Annotated in this window: 13 protein-coding genes and 3 pseudogenes; 9 read left to right on the top strand and 7 right to left on the bottom strand. The window is 33.4% G+C overall.

Annotation, left to right across the window (positions count from 1 at the left end; translation table 11 throughout):
- Window positions 1–382: 382 nt before the first annotated feature.
- Together LQ693_RS12330 and LQ693_RS12325 are read left to right on the top strand one after the other, a co-directional pair.
- Window positions 383–1,690 carry a PrsW family glutamic-type intramembrane protease gene (locus tag LQ693_RS12330; RefSeq protein ID WP_107566100.1) on the top strand — a complete coding sequence of 436 codons (1,308 nt, stop codon included), beginning with the start codon at window positions 383–385 and terminating at the stop codon, window positions 1,688–1,690.
- A gap of 65 nt (window positions 1,691–1,755) precedes the next feature.
- Window positions 1,756–2,685 (top strand): zinc-ribbon domain-containing protein, encoded by a 930-nt coding sequence (locus LQ693_RS12325; protein ID WP_107566099.1) that lies wholly within the window; start codon window positions 1,756–1,758, stop codon window positions 2,683–2,685.
- A gap of 376 nt (window positions 2,686–3,061) precedes the next feature.
- Here the strand turns inward: LQ693_RS12325 and LQ693_RS12320 are convergent, their stop codons facing one another.
- Window positions 3,062–4,042, bottom strand: coding sequence for an alpha/beta hydrolase (locus tag LQ693_RS12320; RefSeq protein ID WP_107566098.1), 981 nt, complete (start codon window positions 4,040–4,042; stop codon window positions 3,062–3,064).
- Window positions 4,043–4,056: 14 nt separating this feature from the next.
- Complete coding sequence (locus LQ693_RS12315; protein ID WP_107566097.1) at window positions 4,057–4,626, bottom strand: sugar O-acetyltransferase; 570 nt, start codon at window positions 4,624–4,626, stop codon at window positions 4,057–4,059.
- A 120-nt stretch (window positions 4,627–4,746) separates the two neighbouring features.
- Here LQ693_RS12315 and LQ693_RS12310 point away from each other — a divergent pair, with 120 nt between their 5' ends.
- The 5 genes and pseudogenes from LQ693_RS12310 to LQ693_RS12290 all read left to right on the top strand — a co-directional run bounded on the left by LQ693_RS12310 (window position 4,747) and on the right by LQ693_RS12290 (window position 9,910).
- Complete coding sequence (locus tag LQ693_RS12310) at window positions 4,747–5,616, top strand: LysR family transcriptional regulator (RefSeq protein WP_107566096.1); 870 nt, start codon at window positions 4,747–4,749, stop codon at window positions 5,614–5,616.
- Window positions 5,617–5,895: 279 nt separating this feature from the next.
- Window positions 5,896–6,648 (top strand): annotated as a pseudogene (locus LQ693_RS12305) (YlbE family protein); the annotation flags it as partial.
- Complete coding sequence (locus LQ693_RS13780) at window positions 6,645–7,436, top strand: oxamate carbamoyltransferase subunit AllH family protein (RefSeq protein WP_107566095.1); 792 nt, start codon at window positions 6,645–6,647, stop codon at window positions 7,434–7,436. The pseudogene LQ693_RS12305 and the gene LQ693_RS13780, both read left to right, overlap by 4 nt.
- Window positions 7,429–8,391, top strand: a complete 963-nt coding sequence (gene arcC / locus LQ693_RS12295) for a carbamate kinase (RefSeq protein WP_239703232.1) — start codon at window positions 7,429–7,431, stop codon at window positions 8,389–8,391. Before LQ693_RS13780 ends, arcC begins: the two co-directional genes overlap by 8 nt.
- A gap of 304 nt (window positions 8,392–8,695) precedes the next feature.
- Window positions 8,696–9,910 (top strand): CynX/NimT family MFS transporter, encoded by a 1,215-nt coding sequence (locus LQ693_RS12290; RefSeq protein ID WP_025907163.1) that lies wholly within the window; start codon window positions 8,696–8,698, stop codon window positions 9,908–9,910.
- A 77-nt stretch (window positions 9,911–9,987) separates the two neighbouring features.
- Here LQ693_RS12290 and LQ693_RS12285 read toward each other — a convergent pair.
- Together LQ693_RS12285 and LQ693_RS12275 are read right to left on the bottom strand one after the other, a co-directional pair.
- A pseudogene (locus tag LQ693_RS12285) lies at window positions 9,988–11,213 on the bottom strand (pyridoxal-phosphate-dependent aminotransferase family protein).
- 183 nt (window positions 11,214–11,396) lie between these two features.
- Window positions 11,397–12,395 (bottom strand): M23 family metallopeptidase, encoded by a 999-nt coding sequence (locus LQ693_RS12275; protein WP_204179013.1) that lies wholly within the window; start codon window positions 12,393–12,395, stop codon window positions 11,397–11,399.
- A gap of 413 nt (window positions 12,396–12,808) precedes the next feature.
- Between LQ693_RS12275 and LQ693_RS12270 the strand changes: the two genes are divergently transcribed.
- On the top strand, window positions 12,809–13,747 hold the full coding sequence (locus tag LQ693_RS12270; RefSeq protein ID WP_025907157.1) for a TDT family transporter: 939 nt from the start codon (window positions 12,809–12,811) through the stop codon (window positions 13,745–13,747).
- A 119-nt stretch (window positions 13,748–13,866) separates the two neighbouring features.
- The gene (locus LQ693_RS12265; protein WP_107566025.1) at window positions 13,867–15,357 is read left to right on the top strand and encodes an MFS transporter; all 1,491 of its coding nucleotides are present in this window, start codon (window positions 13,867–13,869) and stop codon (window positions 15,355–15,357) included.
- A gap of 454 nt (window positions 15,358–15,811) precedes the next feature.
- Here LQ693_RS12265 and LQ693_RS12260 read toward each other — a convergent pair whose 3' ends face one another.
- The 3 genes and pseudogenes from LQ693_RS12260 to LQ693_RS12250 all read right to left on the bottom strand — a co-directional run.
- On the bottom strand, window positions 15,812–16,540 hold the full coding sequence (locus LQ693_RS12260) for an NAD-dependent protein deacylase (protein WP_107566026.1): 729 nt from the start codon (window positions 16,538–16,540) through the stop codon (window positions 15,812–15,814).
- Window positions 16,541–16,564: 24 nt separating this feature from the next.
- Window positions 16,565–16,870: pseudogene (locus LQ693_RS12255) on the bottom strand (M20/M25/M40 family metallo-hydrolase); the annotation flags it as partial.
- A 352-nt stretch (window positions 16,871–17,222) separates the two neighbouring features.
- On the bottom strand, window positions 17,223–17,327 hold a 105-nt coding region (locus tag LQ693_RS12250), incomplete at its 5' end, for an IS3 family transposase (protein WP_239703233.1).

Raw genomic sequence — 17,327 nt, 5'->3', positions numbered from 1 at the left:
GTTTAATCATGATTTTAGTGGAAATTATTAATCTATACAAAAAAACAAACTGAACTTATAAATTTAAGTTCAGTTTGTCCACAGTCTGAAAGTAGACATTCAATTTTGAAATTGAATGTCTACTTTTTTAATAATTATAAAGTCTATATAAAAAAGAAGAGACAAGTTTAAATTTATATCAGAATTCTTATATTGAGTAACATATAGCATTTAAGTAATTGAACATAAAAAAACAATTATTAAATATCACTTAGACATTTAGATTAGATACAATAATGTTTACAAAATATTTTTTTGAGTGAAATAAAAATAAATATAGAATTTTCTTTTGCTATATATTATTATGATATTAAATAAAGATAGAATGGGAGTAAGGGTTGATATGAAATGTACTAATTGTCAAAAGGTTGTACAAGTAGATGATAAATTTTGTATGCACTGTGGTAATAATTTGGAATTGCAAAAGGAAGGTGTTTCGAAAGATATTCTAGATGACGAACAATGTCCTAAATGCAAATCAATAGTTGGGAAAAATGATAAATTTTGTATGAATTGCGGGTATAATTTAAGCGGTTTATTTGCCAAAAATCAAGACGTTAAATTTGCAAATGAAAAAGAGGAAAGATTAGTATCTCAATCTGTAGAAAGTATCGATTTAAAAAATGAAGCTAAAAATTTATTTGAAAATACAACAAAATCTATCGGTAAATTAGCTGGTAGTGAGGAAGGTTTAAATTTAAATCTAAGAGATATGTTTTCTGAAGTATTTAAACCACATACAAAGGATGAATCAGACGAAATATTTATAGCAGGAACAAGTCGAACTACTCCATTATTAGATGATGTATCAGAAGAATGGGGCAAACCATGGGTATTTTCAAGAGTATTTTTAGCATTTGCAATTACTTTTGCTGCGTTATGGGTTTTAAGCAGTGTATTTGAGAATACTTTAGCAATTCCAGGATTGATTTTTATTGGAGCACTGACCGTACCATTAACTGGTCTATTCTTCTTCTTTGAGTCTAATGCTTTTAAAAACATTAGTCTATTCGAAGTGTTGAAAATGTTTTTTGTAGGTGGAGTAATTTCATTATTAAGTACTATGGTTTTATATAATTTTATTTCTTTCAGTGATGAATATTACCTATTTGGATCTATGACAATTATAGATGCAGGATTAGTTGGAATTGTAGAGGAAACAGGTAAATCTATTATAATTGTCTATTTTATTAATAAATATAAAACAAATAAAATTTTGAATGGTTTATTAATTGGTGGAGCCATTGGAGCGGGATTTGCAATGTTTGAATCTGCTGGTTATATTTTAAATTATTCTGAAGGTCTAGAAAGTACATTAATTAGTATGGTATTTATTAGAGCATGGACTGCAATTGGTAGTCATTTAGTATGGTCTGCAATAATCGGTGCTGCAATTGTTATTGCAAAAGAAAGTAAAAACTTTGAGTTTAGTAATATTAAAGATAAACGATTTTTATTTTTCTTTACTGCATCAGTTGTTTTACATAGTTTATGGGATACCTCTTTTTCTTTGTTTGGTAGTTATATGTTTAAGTATGTAGCGTTAATAATAATCGTATGGCTATTGGTTTTTATATTAATGAAAGCTGGATTAAAACAAGTAAATAAATTACAAATAGAGTCAAAAGAATTAAAAATTAAAGAAAACTGAATGGATATAAAGAAAACAATACTTTTTGAAAAATATAAATAATTTAATAAGAGGAGGTTGTAACTGTGAAATATTGCAATAATTGCGGTAATAAGTTAAAAGATGAACAAGTTTTTTGTGAGAAATGTGGTACTAATATTAGTAATGATATTAACATGAACAATAGTAAAGAAGTCAAATCGCAAGGATTAAATATAGGTAAAATATTCATTGTATTAATTTCGACAGTCATAATATTACTATTAATTTCCGTGTTGTCATATGGTGTTTATAAAGTTTATACAATCTACAATAGTTCTGATTCAAGTAAATTAACTAATAGTAATGAAAGAGCACAACAGACAAATTCTCAAAGAAATGGCCCAACTATTAATGTTTTATCTGATACTTTTAGTTCGAATTTTATGAATGAAGATAAGAGAAATGGATATGGTGAAATTAATATTGGAATGAATAAGTCAGAAGTAGAAAGTAAATTTGGTGGTTCTGAAAACAGTTTAATTATTGCAGGAGTTAATACGGAAAAATACGGGAACATAGCAGTACACTATGTTAATGATATAGTAGATAGGTATTTTATAACACCTGACAACATTAATATTAATGAATACGAAAATTTCCACGGGAATTCTACTATGAAGGCTAGTGAAGGTGGAGTGATATATGACGATAATGCATATAATAGTTTTACCATCAAAGTATTTACGGATGAAAATGGTCAAATAATAGGTATTGAAAATGTAGACCAAATAGAAAGAAGTGTTTCTAATAATAAAGCAAGTCATGATGTTATAAGTGAAAGCCAAGCCAAAAGTATGGCAATAGATTATTTAGATGAAGTATATGAAGATTATTGGTATCATTCAATAAATGAATACAATGGTGTATACAGAGTTAATTATGGTGAAGGAAATGCAAGTCATGCACATGACGCAATATATATAGATCAAAAAACAGGAAACATTACCGAAACAGATCCTAATAATATAGATTAACTATTTAAATGTTTCTAAAAGAAATATTAACAACAAGTTTCTAAAGTACAGATGTTTGAACGAAAAGAAAGAGTAATTATACTTAGCTAAACACTTATTCTTAAAAATCAGTGGTTACGAAATTCATTAAATGGAATCTTGCTTGAGTTAGACACATAATAATAAGGTAGACATTCAATTTTGAAATTGAATGTCTATTTTTGTATGAATAATTGTTCTATCTTATTAGAAATGTGAATATATAGGGACTGAATATTGCAAGTGAGGTGCGACAAGCAATGTTGGAGCCTTGAATTTTGCAAGAGTGGTCAAACAAGCAACATAGAGCCGTTGTATTTATCAAGACTCATCAAACAAGATAAATACACCACCCTTTTTACCCGAGATGTTTTTTGAAGAATTGATTTATTTTATCAAATGGTATGACATCTTCTTGGTCGTATAAGTCTGTATGCACTTTTCCAGGGATAAGATGGAGTTCTTTGTTATCTCCAGTTAACTGTTTATATGCATCTTTACTAAAGTATGTTGAATGTGCTTCTTCACCGTGAACTAATAATACGGCACTATCGATTTCATCAATATATTGTAGTAATGGCATATTCATAAATGAAAGTGGATTAGTAATTGTCCAACCTCTGTTTGAATTTAATGATCTTGGATGATAGCCTCGATTTGTCTTGTAGTAATCATAATAATCTTTAACAAATTGTGGGGCATCATTTGGTAATGGATCAATAACACCACCTGCTAGAACTGGGTCTTGTGAAGCGTAATCTTGTGTTCTCTGTACATTTAACGCTTGTTTCTTCTTATATCTATCATCTTTACTATCTTCTTCATCAAAATAACCATTAGCATTGATTCTACTCATATCATACATAGTTGAAGTGACTGTTGCTTTAACACGAGTATCTATTGCAGCTGTGTTAAGTGCCATACCGCCCCAGCCACAAATGCCAATGATGCCTATTTTCTCTTTATCAACGAGATGATGATTACTTAAAAAATCTACTGCTGCCTGAAAATCTTCAGTATTAATATCTGGTGATGCAACGTAACGAGGAAATCCTGAACTTTCCCCTGTATAAGAAGGGTCAAATGCGATTGTAAGGTAACCTTGTTCAGCCATTTTCTGAGCATAGAGTCCAGAAGATTGTTCTTTCACAGCACCGAAAGGACCACTTACAGCTAAAGCTGGCAATTTATCTTGTTCGGATTCTTTAGGTATATACATGTCAGCAGCAAGTGTAAGACCATATCGATTGGTGAATGTTGTTTTTGTATGATTAACCTTTTCACTTTGTGGAAAAACTTTATCCCAAGTTTCTACTAAGTCTAATTGAGTTTGTTTCATTTTATATGCCTCCATTAATTTTCTTTTATATTTTTTACAAATTGTGCTGGGCTTCCAACTACAACTGTATTGGGTGGTACGTCTTTCGTAACTAATGAATTTGCGCCAACGATTGAATTTTCACCGATTGTTACACCCGGTAAAATTGTAGCGGCTGCCCCGATCCAAGCGTTTTGTTTAATCGTAATGGGTTTAACTATTAATCCGCGTCTTTCTTTGGGGTTTGTTGGATGATTAACTGTGAGCAAGTTAACACGAGGACCAATCAACACATGGTCTTCTAATGTAATGCCGCCCAAGTCTGTGAACATCGTATTACTATTGATAAAGACCGACTTACCGATTGATATATGTTTGCCGAAATCTGTGTATAACGGCAAATTTATACTGACGCTTGAATCTATAGGTTGGCCTGTAATTTTGGATAAAATGTCTAACGCCTCATCATTGGTATGGTATGAACTATTAAGTTCGTGGACGAGAGGTGCGTTCTTGTTTACGATATCATGTATTTCTTTAAAAACAGGTTCATCTTCTGCGACAGTTCGATTCCATATGCTTTGATTGAGTACACTTTTAAACAATTTTTAACCTCCTTTGGAACGATAATGTGTATATGTATCATGTTATGGTATATTTATTATGATTACCAATACCTATAATAAATAGTTAAGTATGTGTTTTAGGCATAGGAGGATGACGTTATGGAAAATAGAGTGTTAAGGTATTTTTTAGCAGTCGTATCAGAAGGAAATTTAACCTCAGCAGCTAAATTATTGCACATTACGCAACCCACACTTTCAAGACAAATTAAAGAACTTGAAGAAGAACTTTCAGTGACGCTTTTTAATAGAAAAGGAAAATATATGGAATTAACGAGAGAAGGTTACTATTTAGCGAATAAAGCACGAGACATAATAAATTTAGTCGATCAGACCACATCGAGCATCAAACATAAAGAAGTATATGGCGAAGTATCTATTGGAATGGCTGAGTCTAAGAGCATTAAACAAATTGCAAAAGCAATGAGAGCAGTAAGACAAGAACAAGACCAAGTTTATTTCGATACTTTTAGTGGGAATGCTGAACAAATTTTAGAGAAAATTGATAATGGTGTGATAGATTTCGGTGTTATTGTAGAACCTATTAATAAAGTTAATTATGATTCCATATCATTGAATGAAGATGATACTTGGGGTGTCTTAACAACGAAGACTTCAGAACTTGGTCACCTCGAGCAAATAAGTGCGAAAGATTTAATTGCTAAGCCTCTTATTATTTCAAGACAACAAGGCGTACAGAGGATGATAGCTAATATGCTGGATTTGGATGATGCAGATTTGAGTATAATTGGAAAATATAATTTGCTATATAATGCATCATTGATGGTCAAAGAAGGCGTTGGGCATGCAATATGTTTAGAAGGTATCATTAATACAAGTGAAACGAACTTGAAATTCATCCCATTTGAAGAACAAATCACATCAAGTTTAAGCTTAATATGGAAAAAAGAAAAATCACTATCAACACCAGCACAGTTGCTGTTGAATAAAGTGAGAGAAAACTTAAGATAATAAGAAAACGCTGGGACAGAAGGAGTGTCCCAGCGTTTATCATATTTGAAAGAAGTATATAGAGGGTGGGCTAATTATAGAGAGCGGCTCGAGTGTTGCAAGTGAGGTGCGACAAGCAACATAGAGCCGCCGTATATTGCAAGACAAGGCAAACAAGCAACATAGAGCGTCCATATATTGCAAGACTGTCCAAACAAGATAAATACACCCGCTCATTTTTCCAACTCCACGCCATCAGCCAATAAACAAAAGCAGTAGTGGACGTCACGGCCACTACTGCTTTTCCTTTTAATCGCTAAAGCAATTGCAATGGGTGATGAATTCCACCAACGTAACATCGCAGCATCATTAGCATTCTTAAAAAAAGTGACACCTATCATTGCGTCATTAGAAGATGTAGAACCTGAGAAACGTACAGAAGTATTACAATTCTTAGCTGATACAGATCAATTCTTCTTAAATATCGCGATGGCTACAGGTAAAGCGATGATGGACGCTGCTCGTCAAATCGAACACGGTACAGTTGTAACAGCAATGTGTCGTAACGGTGAGAACTTCGGCGTACGTATTGCAGGTATGGGTGACGAATGGTTCACAGCACCTGTTAACACACCTCAAGGTTTATATTTCACAGGTTACTCAGCAGATGATGCGAATACAGATATCGGTGACTCAGCGATTACTGAAACAATCGGTGTTGGTGGTATGGCAATGATCGCAGCACCAGCTGTTACAAGATTTGTTGGTACTGGTGGATTTGATGATGCATTACAAATTAGTAATGAAATGACTGAAATTTGTATTGGTGAGAACCCTAACTTTGCGATCCCAACATGGAACTTTAAAGGCGCATGTTTAGGTATCGATGCACGTAAAGTTGTAGAAACAGGCATTACACCTGTTATCAATACAGGTATTGCGCATAAGATTGCTGGTTACGGACAAATTGGTGCAGGTACAGTACATCCACCAATCGAATGTTTCGAAAAAGCGATCACAGCGTATGCTGAAAAGTTAGGATTTAACGCGTGATTCTTCAAGCAACTGCAATAGGACAGGATGCTAAGAAACATTTAGAACAACATAAACAATTTTATGTGCATAGCATATTTAATAAAGGTTTCAATATCGTCAATGAATCGAATGACCTTATCTTTATAGGTACAGATGAAAATGGAACATTTCCTTTTGGTATATTAGTCGATTCACAAACAAAGCAAAGTTTATTTAACGAAATCGAATTAAATCAACACATTATAGTGGGACCTACTGCTATCCAAATAAGTAAGACATGCCAACTCGTTTGGCATGTTCCAACTTTAAAGGCATCTGACTTTTCGGAAGAGACTGATATACAAAAGCTTAAAGAAAATATCGCATCTTATGACTTTGCCATGTATAAGCAAGGCGATTTTAACAAAGAGAAGATGCAATACGTATTAAACGCATTAGAATTTGGAAATGATGAACAAGTTGAGGACCAATACCGATATCTGATTGGTAGAGGACAAGGTTTAACACCGTCCGGAGATGATATGCTGACAGGTATTTTATTTATTCATTTTATCCATCCTTTTATTAACAATAATCATTTAGAACAATTAAACATATTACTGCAATCATCTCTAACCACACTTGTAGGCGAAACATTTTTAAAATGTGCTTTGCAAGGTCAATTTAGTTCAAAAATTTCTAACCTACAACATGATCCATCAATCGCGCGTCTAGACCAACTTTTAAAAGTTGGTTCTTCATCTGGAAGAGACACGTTATATGGCATGTATGTAGCATTAACATTAAGGAGTGAGACGTATGGGTAAGCGGGTTATACTTGCACTAGGTGGTAATGCGATATTACAACCTAATCAAGAAGCGTCATACGATAATCAATATAACAACGTGATGTCTGCTACACGTAAAATGGCAGAATTGAAAAAACAAGGACATAACATTGTGATTACACATGGTAACGGGCCACAAGTCGGGAATATTATCGCTCAAAACGAAGCGGCGAAAGATATTGTGAACCCGCTTCCAATTAACGCATGTAGTGCTGAATCTCAAGGATTTATCGGCTACATGATGGAAGAAGCTATTAAAAATCATTTAAACGATTTAGGTATTAGTAGTGATGTATTAACATTATTAACAATGGTAGAAGTAGACAAAGATGACCAAGCATTTAATAATCCAACTAAACCAATTGGTGTATGCTTCAGTGAAGAAGAAGCTAAAAGATTAGAAAAAGAACATGGCTTTGTCATGGTAGAAGATGCTGGTAGAGGTTACCGTCGTGTTGTACCTTCTCCAGAACCACTTGTTATTCATGGTGTAAACCAAATTAAGAAATTAATTAATCAAGCGATTGTGATTTCTTCAGGTGGCGGTGGTATACCTGTTTACCGTGATGAGCATGGTGATATTAAAGGTGTAGAAGCTGTTATCGATAAAGACCGTTCAGGTTTGAAACTAGCTCAACAAGTTGAAGCAGATACATTTATGATGTTAACAGACGTACCAAATGTGTGCGTGAACTTCGGTAAAGAAAACGAAGAAAAGCTTAAAACAATTTCAGTTGAAGAAGCTAAACAATACGTAGCAGAAGATCAATTTCCAGCAGGAAGTATGTTACCTAAGATAGAAGCGGCTATTCAATTTGCAGAATCAGGTAAAGAAGCTATTATTTGTTCATTAGATGATGCAATTGATGCATTGGAAGGAAAAGCAGGCACACGTATTTTATTAGATCCTTCAGTAAAACCAGTTTCTTGTTAATATGAAAGATTTGATTGTGTGTTAGACATGGTTGTTAGAAATTCTAACGTCCAAGAATGCAAAACAAGATCGTTAGCCGACATACTAAACTTTATAAACCGAAAATCATCCCCTTTGGCTAATGATCAAGTCACTCATTTTAGCAGCATTGCACTCAATCATATCTCTGATATACTATTAAAAAAGTCTGGGACAAAGTGTTGTTCTAGACTCTCATATTATATACACTTCAATATGAATGAACTATACTAATGTTGCGTTGATGGTTTTATAAGAAAAATTTTTAGAAATAAGGTGGTATAAGATGATTGAACCCTATAATACACATAGAATTCAAAAAAATTGGGGCATCATAATTGCGATTGTATTTATCGCATCTACGCTACGTGCACCACTAACATCAGTAGGTCCGGTAGTTGATGAAATTAAAGATGTTATGCAAATTAATAACAGTCTTGCTGGTTTTTTAACAACAATACCACTCATTATATTTGCAGTCGTTTCGCCATTAGTATCTAAAGTAACTAAACGTTTGACGATGTCTAATACAATTGTACTATCAACGATATTAGTAATTATTGCTTTGTACATACGTGTTGCAGGTGGTTTTAATTTATTTATTATTGGTACAGTTCTACTAGGCATTGCGATCGCATTTGGTAATGTTGTATTACCAAGTTATGTGAAATGGTATTTTCCATTACAAATTGGATTAGCAACAGGTATTTATAGTGGGACAATGAACTTTACTGCAGGATTAGGTGGAGGACTAAGTTTCCCAATGTCTCAATCTCCATTAGGGTTTAGACTGTCCCTTGCTTTTTGGATCGTGCTAGGGATTATCGCATTAATTTTATGGATTCCAAAAGCAAGTAAAGGCGCTAAACTAGAACGTCAAGATAAACTATCAGAAGCACAGAATCAACATACAAAATTGAACATTACGAAGTCTAAATTAGCATGGTTAGTAGCTTTAACAATGGGATTCCAATCAATGGTATTCTATACAGTTGTTGCTTGGGTGCCTTCTATATTAGTAGATAGAGGTCTAGATCCATCAACTGCAGGTTATTTACTCATGCTTAACCAATTTTCACAAGTGCCAATGACATTTACATTCCCGATTATTGCGTCTAAATTAAAAGACCAACGTATATTAGTTGTGATCATCACAATACTATTCTTAGTTGGATTTGGTTTATTCTTTACGCAATCATTAGTATTACTCGTAATCGGTATTATTATCGCAGGTTTAGGTATGGGTGCATGCTTTAGCTTATGTATGACATTCTTCTCTATACGTGCACGTACAAGTGACGGAAGTATCGCATTATCAGGATTCGGGCAATCTATTGGGTATTTAATAGCTGCCATTGGACCATTCTTTATTGGATATTTACACGATGCGACAGACAGTTGGATATCAGGCATCATCGCCTTAATCGTTATGTCTATTCTGTTCTTTATAGTAGGCTATCCAGCATCTAAAAATAGAGTCGTAGAAGATGAAACGATTTAAAAATCACAAAAAAGTCTGAGACAAAGTTACTGTCTCAGACTTTTTTGGATTGTAGCTAACTTATCATTCAAGAAATGCTAGATTTCATTTTGTTCATAATAGTCTAATAATGTCTTAATGGAGTCTGCGACATTAAGATGTTGCTGGCTGTCGTGTGATACTAAATATGTTGCGAAGATTGATAAGAATGTTAAGATGTTTTGTTTTTGAACACCGTAACCCATAATACCAATTCTCCATATTTGTCCTTGTAAATCTCCGAATGATCCGGCAATTTCTACGCCGTAGTTTTGTAATAAGCCGTTTCTAAAGGCATTATCATCGATGCCTTCTGGAATTTTAACGCAAATGACCATTTTCATCTCGTTAGATTCGTCACCGTAAATTTCTAATCCAAGTGCTTTTAGAGCTGTTTTTAAAGCTTCTTGGTGATAGCTATGTCTTTTGGCACGTGCTTCAATGCCCTCTGATAGTGCTAATTTTAATCCAGTATATAATGCATAAACAGATGTTGTAGATTCTGTGTGATGATTGAGGCGTTTAGGGCTCCAGTAGTCTTGTAACTGTGTTAAATCTAAGTAGTTGCTGCTAATGAAATGTTCTTTTTCGGTAGATTCATTAGAGCGAATACCTAATTCTACACGTTTGCGTTTATTAATTTCTTCGCTGAAACGCTCGTTAAACGTAATCGGTGTAATACCTGAAGGAATAGATAGACATTTTTGAGCGCCACCAACGACTGCGTCTAGTTCCCATTCATCTACAGGAATAACCATACCTTGATAAGTTGTGACAGCATCTACTACTGAAAAGATGCCTCTTTCTTTACAAGCACGTCCTAATTGATCGATAGGTTGCAATCTTCCTGTTGATGTTTCGCCATGTACAATCGCAAGAACTTTAGGTTTATATTCATCTAAAGCTTCAATAATTTCTGCTTGATCAAACACTTCGCCCATCGGTTTATGTATATTGTGGACGATTCCTCCTGCACGTGTTACGAGTTCAGTAAATAAATAACCAAATCGACCAATTACAGGTACGAGTACTTCATCACCAGGTTTTACGATATTTGATATAACGGCTTCTAAGCCAGCACGGCTAGTTCCATCAATTGGAAAAGCCCATTTATTTTTTGTTAAGATGACTGACGAATTAATGACATTGTTTCATTCATGATATTAACAAATTCAAAATCGAATTGACCGAGTATAGAATTCGACATTGCTTGAGAAACACGTGGATCTACACTTACAGGTCCAGGTGTCATAATTAATCGTTTGTTCACTTTTAAAGTATCCACATTGCTAACCTCTTTTTCTATAAATTTAGTCATTATACATTATATATTAGATTTTCATACAATTATTCGTCAAAAATGATGATTATTTTATTACTTTTTGTCAGAATATTACAAAAAATATGTGTAAAATAAGAGGCTGAAACAATATAGAATGTCTCAGCCTTTTTGACGTTATAGATTATATTATTGGTTATTGTTAATGTATGAATCTGGGTTGACTGAATATTCGTTACCAACGCCGCCTTTCATACGTTGGAAATGTAAATGAGGTGCAGTTGAGTTACCTGTACTACCAGACTCACCAATTTGTTGACCTGCAGTTACTGAATCACCTTTTTGAACATTTAATTTGTTCATGTGCATATACCATTGGTAATAATCACTATTTTTTTCTTTGATTGTTACTTGGTTACCACCACCGTAATTGCTCCAACCGCTTTGGATAACAGTTCCATCAGTTAGTGAATACACTGGTGTATTTTCTTTCATAGCATAATCGACACCATAGTGAGCACCGCCACCGTGATATTGACCATATTCTTGTAATTTAGTGTTCTTAGTTAACCAGTTTGAAGAAGCTTGTGCTTTACCTTCTGACTTTTGAGAGCTTGCACTTTCATTGTTATTTTCTTGCGTTGTTGTTGCTTCGTTGTCATTTAATTGTGCATCTTGTGATGTTGTATTATTTTGACTTTGGTTATAAGTTACATTGTTGTCTGAAGCTTGTGTATTTGAACTTGCATTAGTGTTATTAGTATTTTGTTTAGATGATACATCTGTTGAATCTACTTTATTATTTTGAATAGATGTCTTATTTGTTGATTTAGCGTTAGAATTTTCTACGTTGTAACCATGTTTTTGAATTGAATCGTGTGATTGACTTGGTGCATAACTTTGTCCACCTTTAACGAAATAATAATAGTGGTATGTACCGTTAGCATCGATTTCGTATGATTTATATTCATGGTTATCAAACATGGCCTGATTCCATTTACCGTCTAATGTATGATGATAATTCCCGTTATTATCAATTGTATAGTATGAACCATTTGCGTAACCTGTTGTACCTTGAATAGTTGATTGTGTTGCAACGTTTTGTTCTGCAGCATTTGCCTCATGATGAGCAACACCCATTGTAAGTAACCCTATAGTTGCGATAGAGCTTGTTAATAATTTCTTCATTATGTCTGAACCTTCCCTTTCCTATATGTCTGACATTAAATTATCATGACTTTTAATAAAAGAAAACAGTTGTAATTGTTTTGTTTGTTTAAGTTAATAACGTGTAATATTTGGATAATAGTATTACAGTTTTCGGAAAATTCATTTATAAGGAAGTCACTTTGTCCATGTTCTGATTGCTTCCATACTTTAAACCTTACCAAAAACATATTATTTATATAACGATGTATTTTATGATGAATAATATATCTAATTTCGTGATATCACAGTTCATGAAACGCAATTGAATGCCTTGCTTATGTTGTCATGATCAAAGAAATGTGATTAAACAAAACGACAAACAATGGTATGATTTAAAGAATACGTATAGAAGCATAAACTTTAGAAAAATATAGAAAGAAAGGCTATTCAATATGTTTATAACAGCATTAAAAAGAACGCCAATCGCAATAAGCGGATTGGCAATAGGCATCATGGCATTGAGTAATGTATTTTATCATATTAATTTTAAGACGCTCGGCCTATGTAGCTTTATTATTTCCTGTGCAATCATTTTATTATTTATCATGAAATGGATCATTTATCCTAGTATGTTTCTGAAAGAACTCAAAAATATCCATACATTTGCAATATCACCAACATTTCCTATGACATTGATGATACTTGCATCCATTATAAAACAGGAATATACCGTACAATCTCAGTTGTTAAACGTGCTATGGTATGCAGCCATTTTATTACATATAAGTTTGATTATTATTTTTATAAGTCGCTATGCATTTAGAAATTTTAAATCATGGCCAAACACAAGTTGGTTTGTGATGTTTGTCGGAACAGGGGTTATAAGTGAAACATCAACAGCATTTAATGAAACACTCGGACATGTATCAACAATCTTTGGAACGGTATGCCTAGTGGTGATTTTAGCGTATGTACTAATCAGCAAGTCGTGGCAAACATATAACCAAGAACAATTTCCGATGGTGATTATTATGAGTGCACCAGCAGCACTTTGTTTAAATGGTTATATCTTAAACAATACAACTTATTCAAATGTATATGTTATCGTCTTATTAATACTTTCCCAAGTGTTGTTTATATTTACATTAATATTCTTACCGAAAATACTACAAAGAGGCTTCAAAGTATCCTTTTCAGCAATGACGTTCCCATGGGTAACAACAGCCGCATCACTTTATAATGTCACTCAGCATAGTCATGCAAGTAGTAGCACCATCACATTCGGAACAATACTTTCTGTAATTGAAATCACATTGGCAGCAATTATCGTATGCTACGTGTTATATCAATATGTCGTATTCCTAACAACAAAAGACGTAGAGTATAGTTAGGATGTAGAAATATGGACCGATAATTCGCTCGTAATCCAGTATATACTTGGTTAAAAAGTTTATGTTTGACTATATAGTAACTATACACCTTACCATTATTTGAGTAAGGAGGATTTATCATGAAATTTAATAAATGGTTCTCGTTGATATTGGTTTCTAGTGCGTTATTTTTGATTGTTATAGATATGACTGTTTTATATACTGCTTTACCTACGATAACGTATGAGTTGGAAGCGAGTGCTTTTCAAAAATTATGGATTGTAAATGCGTATCCGTTAGTTGTTGCAGGGCTCTTACCTGGTTTAGGTACGTTGGGTGATAAAGTAGGACATAAGAATATGTTTTTATCTGGTTTAGTAATCTTTACTTTAGCATCAGTTGTGGCAGCTTTTTCTCCAACATCTGGCACTTTAATTATGGCTAGAGTTATATTGGCTATTGGTGCAGCAACAATGATGCCATCAACACTTGCTATTATTAAACAAGTCTTTGATGACAAAAAAGATAGAGCACTTGCGCTAGGTATTTGGTCTTCTATTGCATCAGCAGGTGCTGGTTTAGGACCTTTAATAGGTGGTTTATTATTAACTAAATTTTGGTGGGGTTCAGTATTTCTAATTAATGTTCCTATTACGATACTTGTTATTATCGTTGCTTTTATACAAATTCCTAATATTAAAGGAAACAAAGATAAAAAATGGGATATCACAAGTTCAATTCTCATTATGATAGGACTTATAGGGACGGTCTACGCTATTAAAGAAGTCACAAAAGAAAATCCTTCAATTGTACTGATTATACTGACATTAGTGATTGGATTATGGTCGTTGAAACTATTCATTAGTCGACAAAAACGTTTATTAAATCCTTTAATTAGTTTAGATATATTTAAAAATAAATACTTTTTATCAGGTGTGATAGCTGCATTTACATCAGCATCCATATTAATTGGCTTTGAAATGATTTTATCTCAAAGATTACAGTTAATTTTAAATCTAACACCTTTAAAAGCAGGGTTAGTCTTAATGTCGATGGCAGCAGCTGCTTTTATAGGAGCAATTGTACAAGGAAGTATCTTAACACGATTTGATAGCATCAAAATACTTATTTACAATTTAATCATTTCATTAATCGGAATTGTAGGATTCACAGCATTTCTACACAATGATTTATGGATTCAAATACTGTTCCTTAGCATTGCAGGATTAGGGTTAGGCGGTGCAATGACTGTAGCATCAAATGCAATCATGACAAACGTTGATGACGATAAAGCAGGTATGGCAGCTTCAGTAGAAGAAGTGTCATATGAACTCGGAGGGTCAATAGGAATAGCCGCACTTGGTGGCGTATTTTCATTTACTTATACTTATTTAATGGAACGCTCCATGTCGATAACAGAAATACCAGCAAAAGCAAAAGGCAGTTTTGAAGAAACGATGATCGTAGCAGAAAATTCAAATGGATTATTAAAAAATAAATTACTAGAATTAGGTACAAATGCATTTGATAATGCATATTTATTAATCCTAATCATAACAATCACAATCATTGCTGCAATTATCCTATTATTGTGGAGAATATTAGCAGAAACTGGTAAGAAAATAACATAAAAAAAAAGACTACTTATTTCTCGGAAAATAGAGGGATAAGTAGTCTTTTTTTAGGTGTTGAAGGGATTGATACCATGCTATAATTAGTACATAAAAATTAACGTGCTTATTGATTGCCTATATGTTCACCGTGCCTTATTAGATCGTGGTGAAAGAAGGTGATTATATGGGCTTAGATGTAAGTATGCAACTAGAGATATATTTAACATTCTAGATTACTTACACGGTAATACTTCCTATTACCATTTATTTATTGCTTAAAAAAGACAATAAAAAATAGCCGTTTATGCTCGAACATAAACGACTAATGAAATATAGCATAGACTATACGCCTTAATTTTTACACTCAGTGATCCTTCCAAAGTTGCTGATTGTTTTTTAATACTTAAATAATACCATGAGTGTATTTTGTTATCAAGAATAAAAGAGGGAACTCGTTGTGATTTGGCCAAACTCACCCCAACAACCCCTGTACAACAGCTACCATGTCATCATGTATAACGATGTTTGCTGTAGTGTCATAAGGTGTTTCGTTTTTGTTTATAATGACGAGGTTTTGTCCTTCGAAGTTTGAGATGAGTCCTGCTGCGGGTTGCACGAGTAAGGATGACCCGAGTACTACGAGTGTGTCTGCTTCTCTTATTTTGTTTAATGCATTGAATATTGTTTCTTGATCTAGCATTTCACCGTATAATACGATGTCTGGTCTAATGGTATGACCACATGATTCGCAATGGTGTAAATGGTTATCGATAACATAAGATTTAGTATATGTTTTTTGGCATTTTGTACAATAAAATCGGTTTATAGTGCCGTGCAATTCATCTGTATTTAGACTGCCGGCATTACTATGAAGACCATCGATATTCTGTGTGATGACACCGAGTGAACGATGGTCTTTTTCGAGTTGGGCTATCCATTGATGTACGATATTAGGTTGTTTATCTGTGAAAAGTAAATATTGAAAGCAAAAGTCCATAAATCCTTTTGGGTCACTTTGTAAATAATCAGTACTTAATAAATATTCTGGGGAATAGCCATTCTCTGAGATTTGATCATATAATCCACCGAGTGAACGGAAGTCGGGTATACCACTAGCAACCGAAATACCTGCTCCCGTAAAAAATGTAATATTTTGAGATGAATCAATGATGTTTTTAAGTTGTTGAATTTGTGTATTCACGTTAATCACTCCGGTTATAATGAATTACTTTTCTAAGTATTTAGGGAAGAATTCTGTATATAAATCAATAAATTTAAGATATGCATCTTTGGATACATGTTCATCTACTTGATGCGCTTGGTCTACTGTACCAGGTCCATACATTATAAATGAGAAGTTCTCATCTTTAGAAACTAATAAATCAGATGCATCTGTAACACCTGGTGATGCTTCAGTTGGAAGTGTAGTGTTTAAATGTTTTTCGCCCATTTTTACAGCTAACTCGATTAATGAATTTTGGCCAGTTGTGTAAACGGGTGGTCTAGACATATACGTATCAATTTCAATATCATTAACAGATCGCATACTTACTATATCACCTAAAATGTCTACTTTCTCTTGATCAGTAAATATACTCATAATCAAAACTCCATTTCTATATAGTTTTTATCTCAATTACTATTATATAGTTGAAATCTTGTACTTTGAAATTAAACACATTGCGGAGATGGAGAGATGAGAGTGAAAGGCTGGATGCAATGCTTGAAAATGTTCAAAGTCGTGAGTTAAAGGAGCAGTAAACTCACGAGATCGTGAAACATGTGAGTTAAAGGATTAATAAACTCACATCTTTCCCAAATATAAACATCTAGTCAAACGGCACTGCATCCTTACTAAGGGAGCTCAATAAAAACACTATTTTCTAGGCTGCTAATCCCCTATATTCTATAGGGGATAAGTAGCCTAGTTTTTGTTGAATTCTAACTTTATTATAGTTTTCAATGTAATTTTCGACAATATCTATTAC

The sequence above is a fragment of the Mammaliicoccus sp. B-M6 genome (assembly GCF_022386965.1).
GTDB lineage: Bacteria > Bacillota > Bacilli > Staphylococcales > Staphylococcaceae > Mammaliicoccus > Mammaliicoccus sciuri_A.
Note: the sequence above shows the minus strand (reverse complement) of the source record. Positions and strands in the feature narration are given on the sequence as shown.